The organism is Pseudomonas sp. HD57-3, from assembly GCF_056113135.1.
Genome location: NZ_CM148568.1, coordinates 5,364,239 through 5,378,207, shown reverse-complemented (window position 1 = coordinate 5,378,207; position 13,969 = coordinate 5,364,239). Strand labels below are relative to the sequence as shown.

The 13,969-nt window shown below is 61.9% G+C and carries 14 protein-coding genes; 10 read left to right on the top strand and 4 right to left on the bottom strand.

Annotated features, from left to right (window positions below; translation table 11 throughout):
- Window positions 1-93 precede the first annotated feature (93 nt).
- Window positions 94-990: a helix-turn-helix domain-containing protein gene (locus AC0R79_RS24320; protein ID WP_007953272.1), complete on the top strand. Its 897-nt coding sequence runs from the start codon at window positions 94-96 to the stop codon at window positions 988-990.
- 8 nt (window positions 991-998) lie between these two features.
- Here the strand turns inward: AC0R79_RS24320 and AC0R79_RS24315 are convergent, their stop codons facing one another.
- Together AC0R79_RS24315 and AC0R79_RS24310 are read right to left on the bottom strand one after the other, a co-directional pair.
- Complete coding sequence (locus AC0R79_RS24315; RefSeq protein WP_007953274.1) at window positions 999-1,175, bottom strand: hypothetical protein; 177 nt, start codon at window positions 1,173-1,175, stop codon at window positions 999-1,001.
- Between the two features lie 86 nt (window positions 1,176-1,261).
- On the bottom strand, window positions 1,262-2,167 hold the full coding sequence (locus tag AC0R79_RS24310; protein WP_474731931.1) for a LysR family transcriptional regulator: 906 nt from the start codon (window positions 2,165-2,167) through the stop codon (window positions 1,262-1,264).
- Window positions 2,168-2,282: 115 nt separating this feature from the next.
- Here AC0R79_RS24310 and AC0R79_RS24305 point away from each other — a divergent pair, with 115 nt between their 5' ends.
- A complete protein-coding gene (locus tag AC0R79_RS24305) occupies window positions 2,283-3,161 on the top strand; it encodes an MBL fold metallo-hydrolase (RefSeq protein WP_474731930.1) in 879 nt (292 codons plus the stop codon).
- 46 nt (window positions 3,162-3,207) lie between these two features.
- Window positions 3,208-3,822 (top strand): NAD(P)-dependent oxidoreductase, encoded by a 615-nt coding sequence (locus tag AC0R79_RS24300; protein ID WP_474731928.1) that lies wholly within the window; start codon window positions 3,208-3,210, stop codon window positions 3,820-3,822.
- Window positions 3,823-3,877: 55 nt separating this feature from the next.
- On the opposite strand, the gene AC0R79_RS24295 is transcribed toward AC0R79_RS24300, so the two are convergent.
- Window positions 3,878-4,756 (bottom strand): LysR substrate-binding domain-containing protein, encoded by an 879-nt coding sequence (locus AC0R79_RS24295; protein WP_074688417.1) that lies wholly within the window; start codon window positions 4,754-4,756, stop codon window positions 3,878-3,880.
- Between the two features lie 139 nt (window positions 4,757-4,895).
- Between AC0R79_RS24295 and AC0R79_RS24290 the strand changes: the two genes are divergently transcribed.
- The 6 genes from AC0R79_RS24290 (at window position 4,896) to AC0R79_RS24265 (ending at window position 12,322) form a co-directional block, all read left to right on the top strand.
- Window positions 4,896-6,533, top strand: coding sequence for a 5-guanidino-2-oxopentanoate decarboxylase (locus AC0R79_RS24290; RefSeq protein WP_127799643.1), 1,638 nt, complete (start codon window positions 4,896-4,898; stop codon window positions 6,531-6,533).
- Complete coding sequence (locus AC0R79_RS24285) at window positions 6,530-7,981, top strand: aldehyde dehydrogenase family protein (RefSeq protein ID WP_474731924.1); 1,452 nt, start codon at window positions 6,530-6,532, stop codon at window positions 7,979-7,981. The genes AC0R79_RS24290 and AC0R79_RS24285 overlap by 4 nt, the downstream gene beginning before the upstream one ends.
- Window positions 7,982-8,198: 217 nt before the next feature.
- On the top strand, window positions 8,199-9,302 hold the full coding sequence (locus AC0R79_RS24280) for an extracellular solute-binding protein (RefSeq protein WP_474731922.1): 1,104 nt from the start codon (window positions 8,199-8,201) through the stop codon (window positions 9,300-9,302).
- Window positions 9,303-9,494: 192 nt separating this feature from the next.
- Window positions 9,495-10,403 carry an ABC transporter permease gene (locus tag AC0R79_RS24275; protein ID WP_007960163.1) on the top strand — a complete coding sequence of 303 codons (909 nt, stop codon included), beginning with the start codon at window positions 9,495-9,497 and terminating at the stop codon, window positions 10,401-10,403.
- A complete protein-coding gene (locus AC0R79_RS24270) occupies window positions 10,400-11,248 on the top strand; it encodes an ABC transporter permease (RefSeq protein ID WP_474731920.1) in 849 nt (282 codons plus the stop codon). The genes AC0R79_RS24275 and AC0R79_RS24270 overlap by 4 nt, the downstream gene beginning before the upstream one ends.
- Before the next feature lie 18 nt (window positions 11,249-11,266).
- A complete protein-coding gene (locus AC0R79_RS24265; protein WP_127799637.1) occupies window positions 11,267-12,322 on the top strand; it encodes an ABC transporter ATP-binding protein in 1,056 nt (351 codons plus the stop codon).
- Here the strand turns inward: AC0R79_RS24265 and AC0R79_RS24260 are convergent, their stop codons facing one another.
- A complete protein-coding gene (locus tag AC0R79_RS24260) occupies window positions 12,323-13,252 on the bottom strand; it encodes an AraC family transcriptional regulator (protein ID WP_085606682.1) in 930 nt (309 codons plus the stop codon). It lies immediately after the preceding gene.
- A gap of 335 nt (window positions 13,253-13,587) precedes the next feature.
- On the opposite strand from AC0R79_RS24260, the gene AC0R79_RS24255 reads away from it, so the two are divergent.
- Window positions 13,588-13,941, top strand: coding sequence for a putative quinol monooxygenase (locus AC0R79_RS24255; RefSeq protein WP_007960171.1), 354 nt, complete (start codon window positions 13,588-13,590; stop codon window positions 13,939-13,941).
- The last annotated feature ends 28 nt before the right edge of the window (window positions 13,942-13,969 follow it).

Genomic DNA, 13,969 nt, shown 5'->3' with positions numbered 1-13,969 from the left:
CTGTCAATTGAAGGTGAAAACTGAGCCGATACCTGTACATTCTGCCAATCGGTGCGATTATCGCCCGCAAACCTCGAGGCCTGGATTGAAGTGATGAACAAGCCTGACCTGCCTTCGATTCCGGTGTTCAAGCTCTACGGTGAAAGCCTGGACTGGCCGACCCCTGACTTGCTGCACTGTGAAACCATTTCCAAACGCAGCCGCGAACACCAATGGGAAATAAAACCCCACCGCCACGCCGATTTGTGCCAGTTGCTCTTCGTATTCAAAGGTCAGGCAGAGCTTGAAATCGAAGGCCAACGCACGCAACTGAACGAAGCCGCGATCCAGATCCTGCCGCCGTTATCGGTGCATGGATTCCGTTTTTCCGAGGACGTCGAAGGATTCGTCGTCACCCTCGCGACACCGTTGATCAACCATTTGCAGGCGCAACTGGGCAGCGCGGTGCAGGCCCTGGCCCAGGCCGAAAGCTACCCGGCGGGCAAGGACGCGGAGTACCTCAACAGTCTGTTTGCCGCGTTGCAGGCCGAGTACAACGGCCATCAACCGGCGCGGGAAATGCTCATGCATTCGCTGGTCAGCGTGATCATGGTCTGGGTCAGCCGCCAGGCGATCCACCGTCACAACGCCACGCAACGCCCGCAGCGTCAGCGCGAATACCTCAACGGGTTCATTCAGCTGGTGGAGGAAACCTACCGCCAGCACGTCAAGGTCGAAGACCTGGCCCATCGCCTGGGGATTTCCGTCTCGCACCTCAACGGCACCTGCCGTGAACTGGCGGGGCAGCCTGCGTTGCAGATCATGCATGAACGTCAGCTACTGGAAGCCAAACGTCTGCTGACTTACACCAGCATGACGATTTACGAGATGTCCGAGGTGTTGGGGTTTTCCGATCCGACCAACTTCACGCGTTTGTTCCGGCGCCGGGTGGGGATCTCGCCAAAGGCGTTCCGCGACCGCTTGAAGGCCGAGCAGAACGACGACGCCTGAGCCCTTTATCAGCGCAGGGCGTTGAGGGTGGCGTTGTGAGGGATGCAGCGCTCGAAGTTGCAGCTCGCGTACTCACGGGGCAGTTGCCGCAACTGCTCCACGCGCCACGCCGCGGTGCCATACAGCGCCAGCGTGGCCGCGCAGGTGATGAAAATCGCGAGGTATCTTCTTGTTCTGGTGTTCATGGCGTTGACCTCTGAACGAATACCCTTGGGTACTACTTTCAGCATAGGTCAGCGCCGTGGAGTTGCCAGCGGCTCTGCGAACAGGATTACAGCCCGATATCCCACTGCGGGTTTTCGGGAAAACGCTGCACCAGAAAATCCAGCATGCAGCGCAATGCCGCCGGCATGTGCTTGCGCGAGGCATACACGGCGTAGATGTTCATCTGCCGAGGCTCGGCGTGGGGCAGCAGGCGAACCAGTTCGCCGCTGTGCACATGCACCCCGGCCTGATAGGTCGGCAGCATCGCCACGCCGGCGCCGGCCAGGGTCGCGCGCAGCAGGGTGCTGGCCTCGTTGGCGCTGATGTTGCCCTGCACCGGCACCGAGACCGGTTCGCCATCCTCCTCGAAATGCCACAGGCTTTTGCCGAAGTAGGAATGGGTCAGGCAGTTGTGCCGGCTCAGCTCCTCGACCCGCTGCGGCTGCGGATGTTCCTGCAGATAGGCGGGTGCGGCGCAGACCACCGAACGGCAGACCGTCAGGCGCCGGGCGATCAGGTTGGGATCGAGGTCATTGCTGGTGCGGATCGCCAGGTCGATGCGCTCGTCTACCAGGTTCACGGTGCGATCGAGCATTTGCAGGTCGATGTTCACCCCCGGATACGCCTTGACGAACGTCGCCATGGCATCGGCCAGTTGCGCCTGGCCGAACGAGGTGCTGACGCTGATCCGCAGCAAACCTCGTGGCGCATCGGCAGGTTCGCTGACGGCGGCCTGCATGTCGCCGGACAGCTCCAGCATCTGCCGGCAGCGCGGCAGGATTTCGTTGCCGGCGGCGGTCAGGCTCAACTTGCGCGTGGTGCGGTGCATCAGGCGCGCGCCGACCCAGTCTTCCAGTTCCGCCAGATAGCGCGACACCACCGGCCGCGACAGGTCCAGGTGATCGGCCGCCGCCGACTGGCTGCCCAGATCCACCACCGTGACAAACACCCGCATTGCTTGGAGACGATCCATGATTTGCCCGCTTTCAGAAACAAACTATGTTCAAGCATCGCATTTTTTGTAACGAGTCTGGCAACTAAGCTCTGTCCCCATCGCCAAGCACGGCATTCGAACAGCGGAGCAACCCATGATCGGCTTCACCACCCTCAAGCGCGTTTTACTGGCCACCGCCACCCTCGGCTTTGCTGCCCACGCAGCGGCTGCGAACCTGACCCTCGATGTCTACAACCCAGGCACCAACGCGATCTTCCCGGTGACTTCGGTGCTGGTCAGCGGCGAGAAGGACGCGATTCTGGTGGACGCCCAGTTCGGCAAATCCCAGGCCGAGCAAGTGGTGGAAAAGATCCGCGCCAGCGGCAAGCAACTGACCACCATCTACATCAGCCACGGTGACCCGGATTACTACTTCGGTCTCGACACCCTGACCAAAGCCTTCCCGGATGCCAAGGTGCTGGCCTCGCAACCGACCGTTGATCACATCAAAAAAACCGTCGACGGCAAACTCGCCTTCTGGGGCCCGAAAATGGGCGCCGACGTGCCGGCCAAAACCATCGTGCCGGGCGTGCTCAAGGGCGACAGCCTGATGCTCGAAGGTCAGAAACTGCAGGTGGTCGGCCTGGAAGGCAAACAACCGGATCGCAGCTTCGTGTGGATTCCTTCGTTGAAAGCCGTGGTCGGTGGTGTGGTTGTCGCCGAGAACATCCACGTGTGGATGGCCGACACCCAGACTGCGCAATCCCACGCCGACTGGCTGGAAACCCTGCACTCGATCGAAACCCTGAAACCGAAAACCGTGGTGCCGGGTCACTACCTGGGTGACAGCGCCCGTTCGCTGGCGGCGGTGAAATTCACCGCCGACTACATCAAGGCGTTCGATGCCGAAACCGCGAAAGCCAAGGACTCTGCTGCGCTGATTGCCGCGATGAAAAAACGCTACCCGAAACTGGGCGAAGAAAGCTCCCTGGAACTGAGCGCCAAAGTCGCCAAGGGCGAAATGCAGTGGTAACCCGATTCTGAAAAACGCAGCACTCTCAAGCCAACTGGAGAATGTCATGAGCAAGATCGCAATCATTGGTGCCACCGGCCGTGCCGGCAGCCAACTGCTGGAAGAAGCACTGCGTCGCGGCCATAGCGTCACCGCCATCGCCCGGGATACCTCGAAGATCGGCGCCCGCGCCGGTGTGGTCAGCAAGAATGTCGACGTGCTGGACGCCGCCGCGTTGCAGGACGCCGTCGCCGGCCACGATGTAGTCATCAGCGCCGCGCATTTCGCCACGGTGCCGGCCAGCGCGCTGATCGGCCCGGTGAAACAGGCCGGGGTGAAACGTCTGCTGGTGGTCGGCGGTGCCGGTTCGCTGTTGCTGCCGGACGGCACCCGTGTGATCGACAGCGCCGGTTTCCCGGCCGAGTACAAGGCTGAGGCCAGCGCTGGCGCGGCGTTCCTTGATGCGCTGCGTCAGGAAAAGGAGCTGGACTGGACGTTCCTGTCGCCGTCGGCGCTGTTTGTCGAAGGCGAGCGCACCGGCAAGTTTCGTGTGGGCAAGGATGACTTGCTGGTGAGTGCTGACGGTCAGAGCTCGATTACCTTTGCCGATTACGCGATTGCGCTGATCGACGAAGTGGAAACGCCGAAGCATTCGCGTCAGCGGTTTACGGTCGGTTACTGACCGTATTGATCGTTCCCACGCGGAGCGTGGGAACGATCATCAGGTGAGGCCGGGCTCAACGCGTATGAGCCTGCTCCACCAACCACCCCATCAATTCCTGCAACTTCGCCGACGGCTCCGACGCCGGCGCCACGATGTAATAGCCCAGTCCCGTCTTCACCTTCAGATCGAACGGCATCACCAGTCGCCCGGCGTTCAAGTCGTCGCCGATCAGTGACCAGTCGCCGATCGCCACCCCCGTCCCGTGGGACGCCATCGACATCGCCTGATCCAGCGTCTCGAAATGCTGACCGCTGGCGATGTTGCTCAAATGCAGTTCGGCGGCTTCAAGCCAGAGTGTCCAGTCGTCATCCGTGTGAGTCGGATGCAGCAGCAGGTGCTGTTGCAGGTCTGCCGGTGTGTGCAGGGCCGGCCCACCGTTGAGCAGTGTCGGCGAGCAGACCGGCGTCAGTTGCTCATCGAACAGATGCAGGGTTGCGGGTGAGTCATGGGGCGCGGTGCCGTAGATCACCGCTGCGTCGAACTGCTCGCGATGAAAATCCACCCCGTGTTGCAACGACGCCGTGAGTTTCACCGGCACGTCCGGGCGCTCGCGCTGCCATTGCAGCAGTCGCGGCAACAACCAGCGCATCACGCAGCTCGGCGCCTTGAGTTGCAAGGTTTCGCGTTTGGCGCCGATCTGCTCCACCGAGTCGCCGATCAGGCTGAACACCTGCTGCACCCGTGGCAGCCATTCGCGACCTTCGGCCGTCAGCTCCAGGCCCCGGGCCAGGCGAATGAACAGCTCATAACCCAGATGTTCCTCCAGCCCGGCGATCTGCCGGCTCACCGCACCTTGGGTGATGTGCAACTGCTCGGCGGCCCGGGTGAAGTTGCAGCACTGCGCGGTAATCAGAAACGTATGCAGGGCGGGCAGGGGAGGCAGTCGTTTCATGTGGATCCAAGGTATGACGTGAGGACATGGCTAGTATGAGCTTTTATCGATTGTTGCGGCTACGGGTCGCCCGTTTCAATGAGGCCAATCACCGGTTCCTTTAAAGCCCGGTGCCTCAACGAACAAGAAGGGCAAAGACATGGCGACGTGTGGCGAAGTACTGGTCAAGTTACTCGAAGATTATGGGGTCGAGCAGGTGTTCGGCATTCCCGGGGTGCATACCGTGGAGCTGTATCGCGGGCTGGCCCGTTCGAGCATCAACCACGTCACCCCGCGCCATGAACAGGGCGCCGGCTTCATGGCCGACGGCTACGCCCGCACCAGCGGCAAACCGGGCGTGTGCTTCATCATCACCGGCCCGGGTATGACCAACATCACCACCGCCATGGGCCAGGCGTACGCCGATTCGATCCCGATGCTGGTGATCTCCAGCGTGCAGTCGCGCAGTCAACTGGGCGGCGGTCGCGGCAAGCTGCATGAACTGCCGAACCAGAGCGCACTGGTCGGCGGCGTGGCGGCGTTCTCCCACACGCTGATGTCGGCGTCCGAATTACCGGGCGTATTGGCCCGTGCTTTCGCGCTGTTCCAGGCCGGACGTCCGCGTCCGGTGCACATCGAAATTCCGCTGGACGTACTGGTCGAAGAGGCCGACGAACTGCTGACCAGCGTGCCGGTCAACATCGACCGTGCCGGTGCTGCGCCGGCCGCCGTGAGCCGCATGACTGAACTGCTGGCCGGCGCCCAGCGTCCGCTGATCCTCGCCGGTGGCGGCGCCATCGATGCGGCTGCCGAGCTCACCGAACTGGCCGAACTGCTCGACGCACCGGTGGCCCTGACCATCAACGCCAAAGGCATGCTGCCGTCGAGCCATCCGCTGTTGATCGGTTCGACTCAGAGCCTGGTGGCGACCCGCGCCTTGGTGGCCGATGCCGACGTGATCCTGGCGATCGGCACCGAATTGGCGGAAACCGACTACGACGTGACCTTCGCCGGCGGTTTCGAAATCCCCGGCAAGTTGCTGCGCGTCGATATCGATCCGGATCAGACCGTGCGTAACTACCCGCCTCACGTGGCGCTGGTGGCCGACTCGCGCAACGCCGCACAAGCGCTGCTCAGTGCGCTGTCGCACAAGCCGCTGGCCGAGCGCCGCAACGATTGGGGTCAGGTACGCGCCGCCCGTCTGCGTGAAGACCTGGCCGCGACCTGGGATGCACCAACGCTGGCCCAGACCCGTTTCCTCGAAACCGTGCTGCACGAATTGCCGAACGCAGTGTTCGTCGGTGACTCCACGCAACCGGTGTACACCGGCAACCTCACGTTCAACCCGGAGCGCCCGCGCCGCTGGTTCAACTCGTCCACCGGCTACGGCACCCTCGGTTACGCCTTGCCGGCGGCGATTGGCGCGTGGCTCGGCGGCAACCTCGAACATGGCGCACGTCCGCCGGTGGTGTGCCTGATCGGCGACGGCGGTCTGCAATTCACCCTGCCGGAACTGGCCAGCGCCGTCGAAGCGCGGACCCCGGTGATCATCCTGCTGTGGAATAACCAGGGTTACGAAGAGATCAAGAAATACATGGTCAACCGCGCCATCGAGCCGGTGGGCGTCGACATCTACACCCCGGACTTTATCGGTGTGGCCAAGGCCCTGGGTTGCGCGGCGGAAGCGATCAGCTCGGCCGAACACCTGCGGGGTGCATTGCGTGCCGCCACCGATCGTCAGGGCCCGACCCTGATCGAAATCGACCAGACCCAATGGATGAAGGCGGTGGCCCAATGATCAATTTCCCGACCACACTCGACGGCCTGTACATCAACGGCCAATGGTCCGCCGGCCGCGAACACCTGCGCGTGATCAACCCGGCCACTGAAGCGCTGCTGACCACGGTCAATGGCGGTGACGAAAGCGCCGTCAACCAAGCGGTAACGGCAGCGACCGAAGCTTTTAAAGGCTGGTCGAAAACCACCGGCGCCGAGCGCGCTGCGATCCTGCGCAACATCGCCAATGGCGTGCGCAACGGCCGCGAACATCTGATGAAATTGCAGTCGAGCAACAACGGCAAACCGCAGTTCGAAGCGGGCATCGATGTCGACGACGTGATCGCCACCTTCGAGTACTACGCCGAACTCGCCGAAGGCCTCGATGCGAAACAGGACAGCAATGTGCCGCTGCCCAGCGATGACTTCAGCGCACGTCTGCGCCGCGAGCCGTGCGGTGTGGTCGGGCTGATCGTGCCGTGGAATTTCCCGATGGTCACCACCGCGTGGAAACTCGCGCCAGCTCTCGCTGCGGGTTGCTGCGTGGTGCTCAAACCGTCGGAAGTCACGCCGCTGCCGGAGCTGGAACTGGCGACCATCATCGCTGAATCCGGTCTGCCCAAAGGCGTGTTCAACCTGGTGTGCGGCACCGGTCTGGCGGTCGGTGCGCCGCTGTCGGCGGACCCGCGCATCGCCAAGATTTCCTTCACCGGCAGCAACGCCGTCGGTGTGCAAGTGATGCAGCGCGCCGCTGAAACCGTTAAGGGCGTGAGCCTGGAACTGGGCGGCAAATCCTCGCTGCTGATTCTGGAAGACGCCGACCTGGATCTGGCGGTGGAGCTGGCCTGTGGCGGCGGTTTCTTCAACGCCGGGCAGATGTGCTCGGCCACTAGCCGGGTGCTGGTTGCCGATGAAATCGCCGATGAATTCCTGATTCGCTTGAAGGCCCGCGCGGAAAAAATCCGTGTGGCCGATCCATTCGATCCTGAAGTCGAGATGGGCGCGCTGGTCAATCAGGCGCAGTACCAGCGAGTGCTCGGTCACATCGACCGTGGCCTGAGTGCCGGCGCCAAGCTGATCTGTGGTGGCAATCGTCCCGCCGATCTGCCGCGCGGATATTTCTTGCAGCCGACGATCTTCACCGAAGTGCCCCTCGACAGTGCGCTGTGGTGTGAAGAGATTTTTGGCCCGGTGATCTGCGTGCGCAGTTTTGCTTCGGAGGCCGAGGCGATTGCCCTGGCCAACGACAGTCAGTTCGGTCTGGTCGCCAGCGTGGTCACGCGTAATGCCGAGACCGCGGATCGGGTCGCCAACGCCTTGCAGGCGGGGCTGGTGTGGCTCAACGCGCCGCAGGTGATCTTCCCGCAGACAGCGTGGGGCGGCTACAAACAGAGCAGCATCGGCCGCGAATTGGGCCCGTGGGGCCTGGCGGTATTTCAGGAAATCAAGCACGTGATCCGCGCGCTCTGAATGCCCGAAAAAGGTCAGCGCATGCCTCGCAACGAGGCATGCGCCGGCGTCATGGCTCCAATGAGTTTTTATCGATAGTCAGGTGTTTTGCACGACCTCAGGATGAACCCGCAGACCACGCTCAAGCCCTTTGAAACCGGGCGCTTGAGCAATTCCGGTCAGGCAGATGCAAGGGTTGCGATCAGTCTCATACTTACAAGAATAATGGGAGTCCTACATGGGCGAGCACGATCTGAACAGGCGTCAATTCATCAAAACCGTCGGCGTGGCCTCGGTGGCTGCGGCGGCCATGAGCATGCCCTTCATCCGGGCCAGTGCCAGCGACACCCGCTTTGCCGGCAAGACCCTGCGCCTGTTGACCTGGTCCGATGACACGGGCCTCGCTGCACTGCGCAATATCGCGGCAACCTTCGAAGCCAAGACCGGCGCCAAAGTGATTGCCGACCGCACCGGCAGCACCTCGGAAATGGTCGCCAAGCTCAAGGCCGGCGGTGACCGTCCGCAGTACGACATCATCACCCTGGCTGGCGTCGGCGCTGAAGGTCTGGCCGCTGCCGGACTGCTGGAAAAACCCGATCTCAACCGCATTCCCAATCTGGTCGACGTCCCGGAAAAATACCGCACCGGGGCCAACGGTCACGGCATCGGTTACCTGCTGTGGTGCAACAGTCTGGTCTACAGCACCCGCACCCAGACCACCGCGCCGGACAGTTACGCCGCGCTGTGGGATGCCGATCTGGCACCGAGCATTTTCCTGCCGCCGCCGAACTGGACCGAGGCGATGGACCTGATCATCATCGCCGCCAAACTGGCCGGTGGTGACGAGCACAACATCGAGCCGGGCTTCAAGAAACTCGCCGAGCTGAAAGACCGCGTGGTGACTCTGGGTGAAAACCCCAACCAGATCGCCGAGCTGTTCCGCACCGGTTCCCTGGACATGGGCGGCCTCTACGCCCCGGCATTTTTCCCCAAGCAGATCCGCGATCCGAACTATGGCCTGGGCGCCACGTTCGGCATGAAGGAAGGTTTCTACACCGACCTGATGCTCTCGGTAATGCCGAAGAATCGTCCGGGCGACACCGACCTGGCCTACGCCTTCATCGACCACTCCCTCGACCCGCTGGTGCAGGGCAAGATGGCCGAAGACATCTTCAACGGCCCGGTCAACGCCAAGGCGATCATCTCCGCCGAAGCGCGCAAGAGCCCGTTCATCCTCACGCCGGAGCAGATCGCGGAGAAGGCGATCATGCACGACAACGCCTTCCTGGCGACCGTGCATGACCAGTGGATTCGTCGCTACACGGAAATCTTTTCTTCCTGATCGAGTGATGGACGCAGGTTCTTCAAACACCGAAGTACCTGTGGGAGCGAGCTTGCTCGCGATTGCGGACTGACATTCACCGACAGTGTCGACTGACAGATTGCTATCGCGAGCAAGCTCGCTCCCACAGGTTTCTCGGTGAATTTGAAGGCAGTGTCTGTCAGTTGTTTTTCCATTGACGAGATCATTGCTATGGAACATCAATCCCTGACCCAACCGGTCGGCGCGGGTGACGTGCGCCCGGCGCGCGGTGTTTCGCCGACTGCACGGGCGTGGTTTTTCCTCACGCCGTCGATGCTGTTTCTCGGCGTGCTGATTGCCGCCAGCCTGCTGGTGCTGCGCATGAGCGTCGGCACCAAGGGTGCGGAGTGGTCCGGTTTCAGCCTGGCCAGTTACGCCCAGTTGCTCGAACCCTACTACCTCAAATCGTTGCTGCTGACCTTGCGTCTGGCGCTGATCAGCGCGGTGATCGCGGTGGTCTTGGCGATCCCGGTGGCGTACACCATGTCGCGTCTGACATCACCATTCGTGCGGCGGATTTTCCTTGCGGCGGTGCTGTTGCCGCTGCTGGTCAACCTGCTTCTGCAAAGCTATGGCTGGCTGGTGATCCTCGGTCCCGGCGGCATGCTCAACCAGACCCTGATGGGCCTCGGTCTGATCAAGCGGCCGATCATGTTGCTGTACAACCAGAACGGCGTGTTGATGGGCCTGGTGCAGACCGCGTTTCCGCTCGCCGTGCTGCCGATTGCCAGCGCCATGCGCGGTGTTGCTCGCAGCTACGAGGAAGCCGCCGCCACCCTCGGCGCCAGTCGTTTTCAGGTGTTCCGCCAGGTGGTGTTGCCGATGAGTCTGCCGGGGATCATCACCGGTGCGACGCTGGTGTTTGCCTACAACGCCAGCAGCTTCGTGGTGCCGCTGTTACTCGGTGGCCGTCGCGTGCCGATGCTCGCGGTGATGGTGCATGACCAGATCGCACCGCTGATGAACTGGCCTGCTGCATCGGCTGCCGGGGTGGTGCTGATCGTCACCACGCTCGCCATCATGACTTTGTCCGAATACATCACCGGCCGCCGTCGCCGTCTGCTGGAGGCTTCGCAATGAGTGCCCTGATCAAGAAGCGTCAGTCGCTGTTGCCGGGCGACACCGGCAAGTTCGCCGGCATCCTCTCCGGGATCATTTTGTTCCTGGCCGTGTTGCCGATCCTGACCATGATCGTGATGTCGTTCAGCGGCGCGTCGAACCTCGACTTCCCGCCGAGCAGCTATAGCCTGCAGTGGTACAAGGCGGCGTGGCACACCTTCGTTTCGCCCGATGCCAGCGATGTGCTGAGCCTCGGCCAGGCCATGGGCACCAGTTTGCTGGTGGCGTGCCTGACGATGATTTTCGCCACGCTGATCGCGGTGCCGGCGGCCTACGCGCTGACCCGTTGCGATTTCCGTGGCAAGGGCGTGGCGCTGCAATTGATGTCGCTGCCGCTGGTGTTCCCGATGGTGGTGCTGGGGTTGGCCTTGCTGCTGGTATTCGACAGCCTGCCGTTCCACATGACCACCTCGCGGCTGGTGATTGCCCACGTAATTCTGGCGCTGCCGTTCGTGGTGAAGAACTGCACGGCGGCCATGCTTTCCATCGGCAGTGAAGTCGAAGAGGCCGCGCAGATGCTCGGCGCCTCGCCGTTGCGCGCCATCGTCGATGTGGTGGTACCGCTGATGAAATCGGGGATTCTGGCGGGGATGCTGCTGGCGTTCATCGTCTCGTTCAACGAATTCACCGTGACCTATTTCCTCTACACCATCGACGTCATGACCGTGCCGATCTGGATGTACAGCCGCACCGTGTCATCGCTCGACCCTACCGTGTTCTCGTTTGCCGTGCTGATCGTGCTGATCGACTTCGTCCTGATCTGGGCGTTGGAGAAGCTGGTCGGTGAAGGCGGCGTTTCCTTTTGATTTCTTGAGGTGATTTTTATGTCTGGTCTGATTCTGGAAAACGTCGAGAAACACTACGGCTCGGCCTGCGCGGTGAAAGACGTCAACCTGCATTTGCCCGAGGGCAAACTGGTGTGCTTCCTCGGCCCGTCGGGCTGCGGCAAGACCACGTTGCTGCGAATGATCGCCGGGCTGGAAACCCTAACCGGCGGCGAGATCCGCCTGGACGGCGAGGACATCGGCCACACCCCGGCGCACCTGCGCAACTTCGGCATGGTGTTTCAGTCGCTGGCATTGTTCCCGCACATGACGGTGGGCGAGAACATCGCCTATCCGCTGAAACTGCGTGGTGTGAGCAAGGCTGATCAACAGGCGCGGGTGGTGGAGTTGCTGGAGCTGATCCAGCTGCAACCGATGATTGATCGTCCGGTGGCCAAGCTCTCCGGCGGCCAGCGTCAGCGAGTGGCGATTGCCCGGGCGATTGCTTCGCACCCGAAAATTCTTCTGCTCGACGAACCGCTGTCGGCGCTGGATGCCAAGTTGCGCGAGTCGATGCAGGTGGAAATCCGTCAGCTGCAACAACGCCTGAACATCACCACCATCATGGTCACCCACGATCAGCGCGAGGCCATGACCATGGCCGACATCGTGGTGGTACTGGGTGAGCATCGGGTGCAACAAGTGGGCACGCCGATTGAAATCTATCGGCACCCGGCCAACGAATTCGTCGCGGACTTTATCGGCTCGGGGAATATTTTCCCGGCCACCGCGCTGGGCGATGGCAAGGTCGTGCTGCCGGGTGGCGATGCGCTGCAAGTGCCGATCTGCAGCAGCATCGTGGTCGGGCAGAAAGTGAAAATGCTGATCCGCCCCGAAGACCTGCAACTGTCGGCGCCCCAGGCTGCGGCGGGCAATCGTCTGTTGGGCAAGGTGACGTTTGTGCGGGATATCGGCGCGACGATCGAGACTACGGTGGAGTGTTCCGGGGTGACCTTCACGGCGCTGAGCACGCCGTGTCAGGGCTTCGGTCTGGGGATCGGGCATCCGGTTTCGGTGACGTTGCCGAGTGAGGCGTGTCGGGTGCTCGGCGCCTGATCAGACACTCAATCGCAGGCGCGCCAGATCCCGCAACGGCGGCGCGCCAAACAACCGGCTGTACTCGCGGCTGAACTGCGACGGACTTTCATACCCTACCCGATACCCCGCCGCCGAAGCTTCCAGCCCCTCAGCCAGCATCAAACGCCGCGCCTCTTGCAGGCGCAGTTGCTTCTGATACTGCAACGGACTCATCGCCGTCATCGCCTTGAAACGGTGATGCAAGGTCGAGACGCTGAGGTTCACTTCCTTCGCCAGATCATCGATGCGCAGCGGCTGTTCGAAGTTGCCGTTGAGCCATTTGATCGCCTGGCTGATGCGGTGGCTCTGGCTGTTGGCGATGGCGATTTCGTACAGCCGATGGCCCTGCGGACTGCGCAGCAGGCGATAGAGAATTTCCCGGCGGATCAGCGGCGCGAGCATGGCGATATCTTTCGGCGCATCGAGCAGACGGGCCAGACGCAGCACCGCATCGAGCATCGCGCTGTCGATTTTCTCCACATACAAACCACGTCCGGTCGGCCGGGTCGGTACACCCATCGGGCCGGCATCGGCGATCAGCGCAGTGATCTCCGCCGGATCGATGTCCAGGCGCACGGCGAGGATCGGCTCTTCAGGCGAGACATTCACCACCCGACCGCTCAACGGCATCGAAACCGATACCACCAGGTAATTCAACGGATCGTAATTGAAGAATTCGTCCGCCAGCCGCACCTCTTTGCGACCCTGGGCCATGATGCACAGCGCCGGTTGCGCGAGCACCGGGGCGAAGTCATGGGACTGGGTGTGGCGCGACATGACCAGCGAGCCGACGGCAGTGGCATAACTGCCATCTTCGGAGGTATTGCGGCGAATGATGGCCGCCAGTTCCGCGCGCTGCTTTTCCATGTCGGCATCGGGCGGCGCCTGAAAACGATCGAATGACGTCATGCACAGCCTCCTCGGCAAGGGATGGAATGGGAGCAGAGCATAAGTTTGTGCAAGCGCAAGCGGTAGACACATCCTGCGAAATGCTTGCCTGATCCTGCATGGCGTTGCGTACCTGCCCAGACATGACAGGGCGAGCCCTGTAAAACTTGCTCGAAACCGGTGTGACAGGACGGTGACAGCAATTCACGACTTGTTACAGGTCTGCACGACAGTCTCGCAGGATTGTGCAACGCGACGGCAGGAATCGACTAACGGCGAACGGGGAGCGGCCCTTAACCTTGAATCCTGTCGCAGCCCGTCCCCGGCTGCTACGCGACTCCCTGGGAGGGTTGAACATGTCCAAGCAGATTCCCGTCAGTCATATGGCCTTCGTTCGAGCGCGCGCCGGGCGTTCGGCGGAACTCGGCATGCGCCTGAGCGCCCTGATCGAACCGTCCCGTGCCGCCCCCGGTTGCCTGAGCTTCGCCTTGCAGCATTCGCAGTGTGATCCAGAGTTGTGGCTGGTCTCCGGTTTCTGGAACAACCAGCAATCGATGACCGCGTATTTCAGCAGCCCGTCGATGGAAATCTTTGCCGAGCTGGTGCAGGAGCTGGTGGTCAACAGCCTGGATTTCCACACCTTCAAGGAAGTCTCGGCCGCACAGGCCGTAGGGCAATGCACTGCGCCGATACACAAACTCGCCGGTTGAATGTTTAATGTCGGGCTCATCTGACTGA

What these genes read in the sequence shown, in the direction of transcription:
- AC0R79_RS24320 (WP_007953272.1), top strand. Translation starts at nt 94, where the DNA reads ATGAACAAGCCTGACCTGCCTTCGATTCCGGTGTTCAAGCTCTACGGT.
- AC0R79_RS24315 (WP_007953274.1), bottom strand. Translation starts at nt 1,175, where the DNA reads ATGAACACCAGAACAAGAAGATACCTCGCGATTTTCATCACCTGCGCG.
- AC0R79_RS24310 (WP_474731931.1), bottom strand. Translation starts at nt 2,167, where the DNA reads ATGGATCGTCTCCAAGCAATGCGGGTGTTTGTCACGGTGGTGGATCTG.
- AC0R79_RS24305 (WP_474731930.1), top strand. Translation starts at nt 2,283, where the DNA reads ATGATCGGCTTCACCACCCTCAAGCGCGTTTTACTGGCCACCGCCACC.
- AC0R79_RS24300 (WP_474731928.1), top strand. Translation starts at nt 3,208, where the DNA reads ATGAGCAAGATCGCAATCATTGGTGCCACCGGCCGTGCCGGCAGCCAA.
- AC0R79_RS24295 (WP_074688417.1), bottom strand. Translation starts at nt 4,756, where the DNA reads ATGAAACGACTGCCTCCCCTGCCCGCCCTGCATACGTTTCTGATTACC.
- AC0R79_RS24290 (WP_127799643.1), top strand. Translation starts at nt 4,896, where the DNA reads ATGGCGACGTGTGGCGAAGTACTGGTCAAGTTACTCGAAGATTATGGG.
- AC0R79_RS24285 (WP_474731924.1), top strand. Translation starts at nt 6,530, where the DNA reads ATGATCAATTTCCCGACCACACTCGACGGCCTGTACATCAACGGCCAA.
- AC0R79_RS24280 (WP_474731922.1), top strand. Translation starts at nt 8,199, where the DNA reads ATGGGCGAGCACGATCTGAACAGGCGTCAATTCATCAAAACCGTCGGC.
- AC0R79_RS24275 (WP_007960163.1), top strand. Translation starts at nt 9,495, where the DNA reads ATGGAACATCAATCCCTGACCCAACCGGTCGGCGCGGGTGACGTGCGC.
- AC0R79_RS24270 (WP_474731920.1), top strand. Translation starts at nt 10,400, where the DNA reads ATGAGTGCCCTGATCAAGAAGCGTCAGTCGCTGTTGCCGGGCGACACC.
- AC0R79_RS24265 (WP_127799637.1), top strand. Translation starts at nt 11,267, where the DNA reads ATGTCTGGTCTGATTCTGGAAAACGTCGAGAAACACTACGGCTCGGCC.
- AC0R79_RS24260 (WP_085606682.1), bottom strand. Translation starts at nt 13,252, where the DNA reads ATGACGTCATTCGATCGTTTTCAGGCGCCGCCCGATGCCGACATGGAA.
- AC0R79_RS24255 (WP_007960171.1), top strand. Translation starts at nt 13,588, where the DNA reads ATGTCCAAGCAGATTCCCGTCAGTCATATGGCCTTCGTTCGAGCGCGC.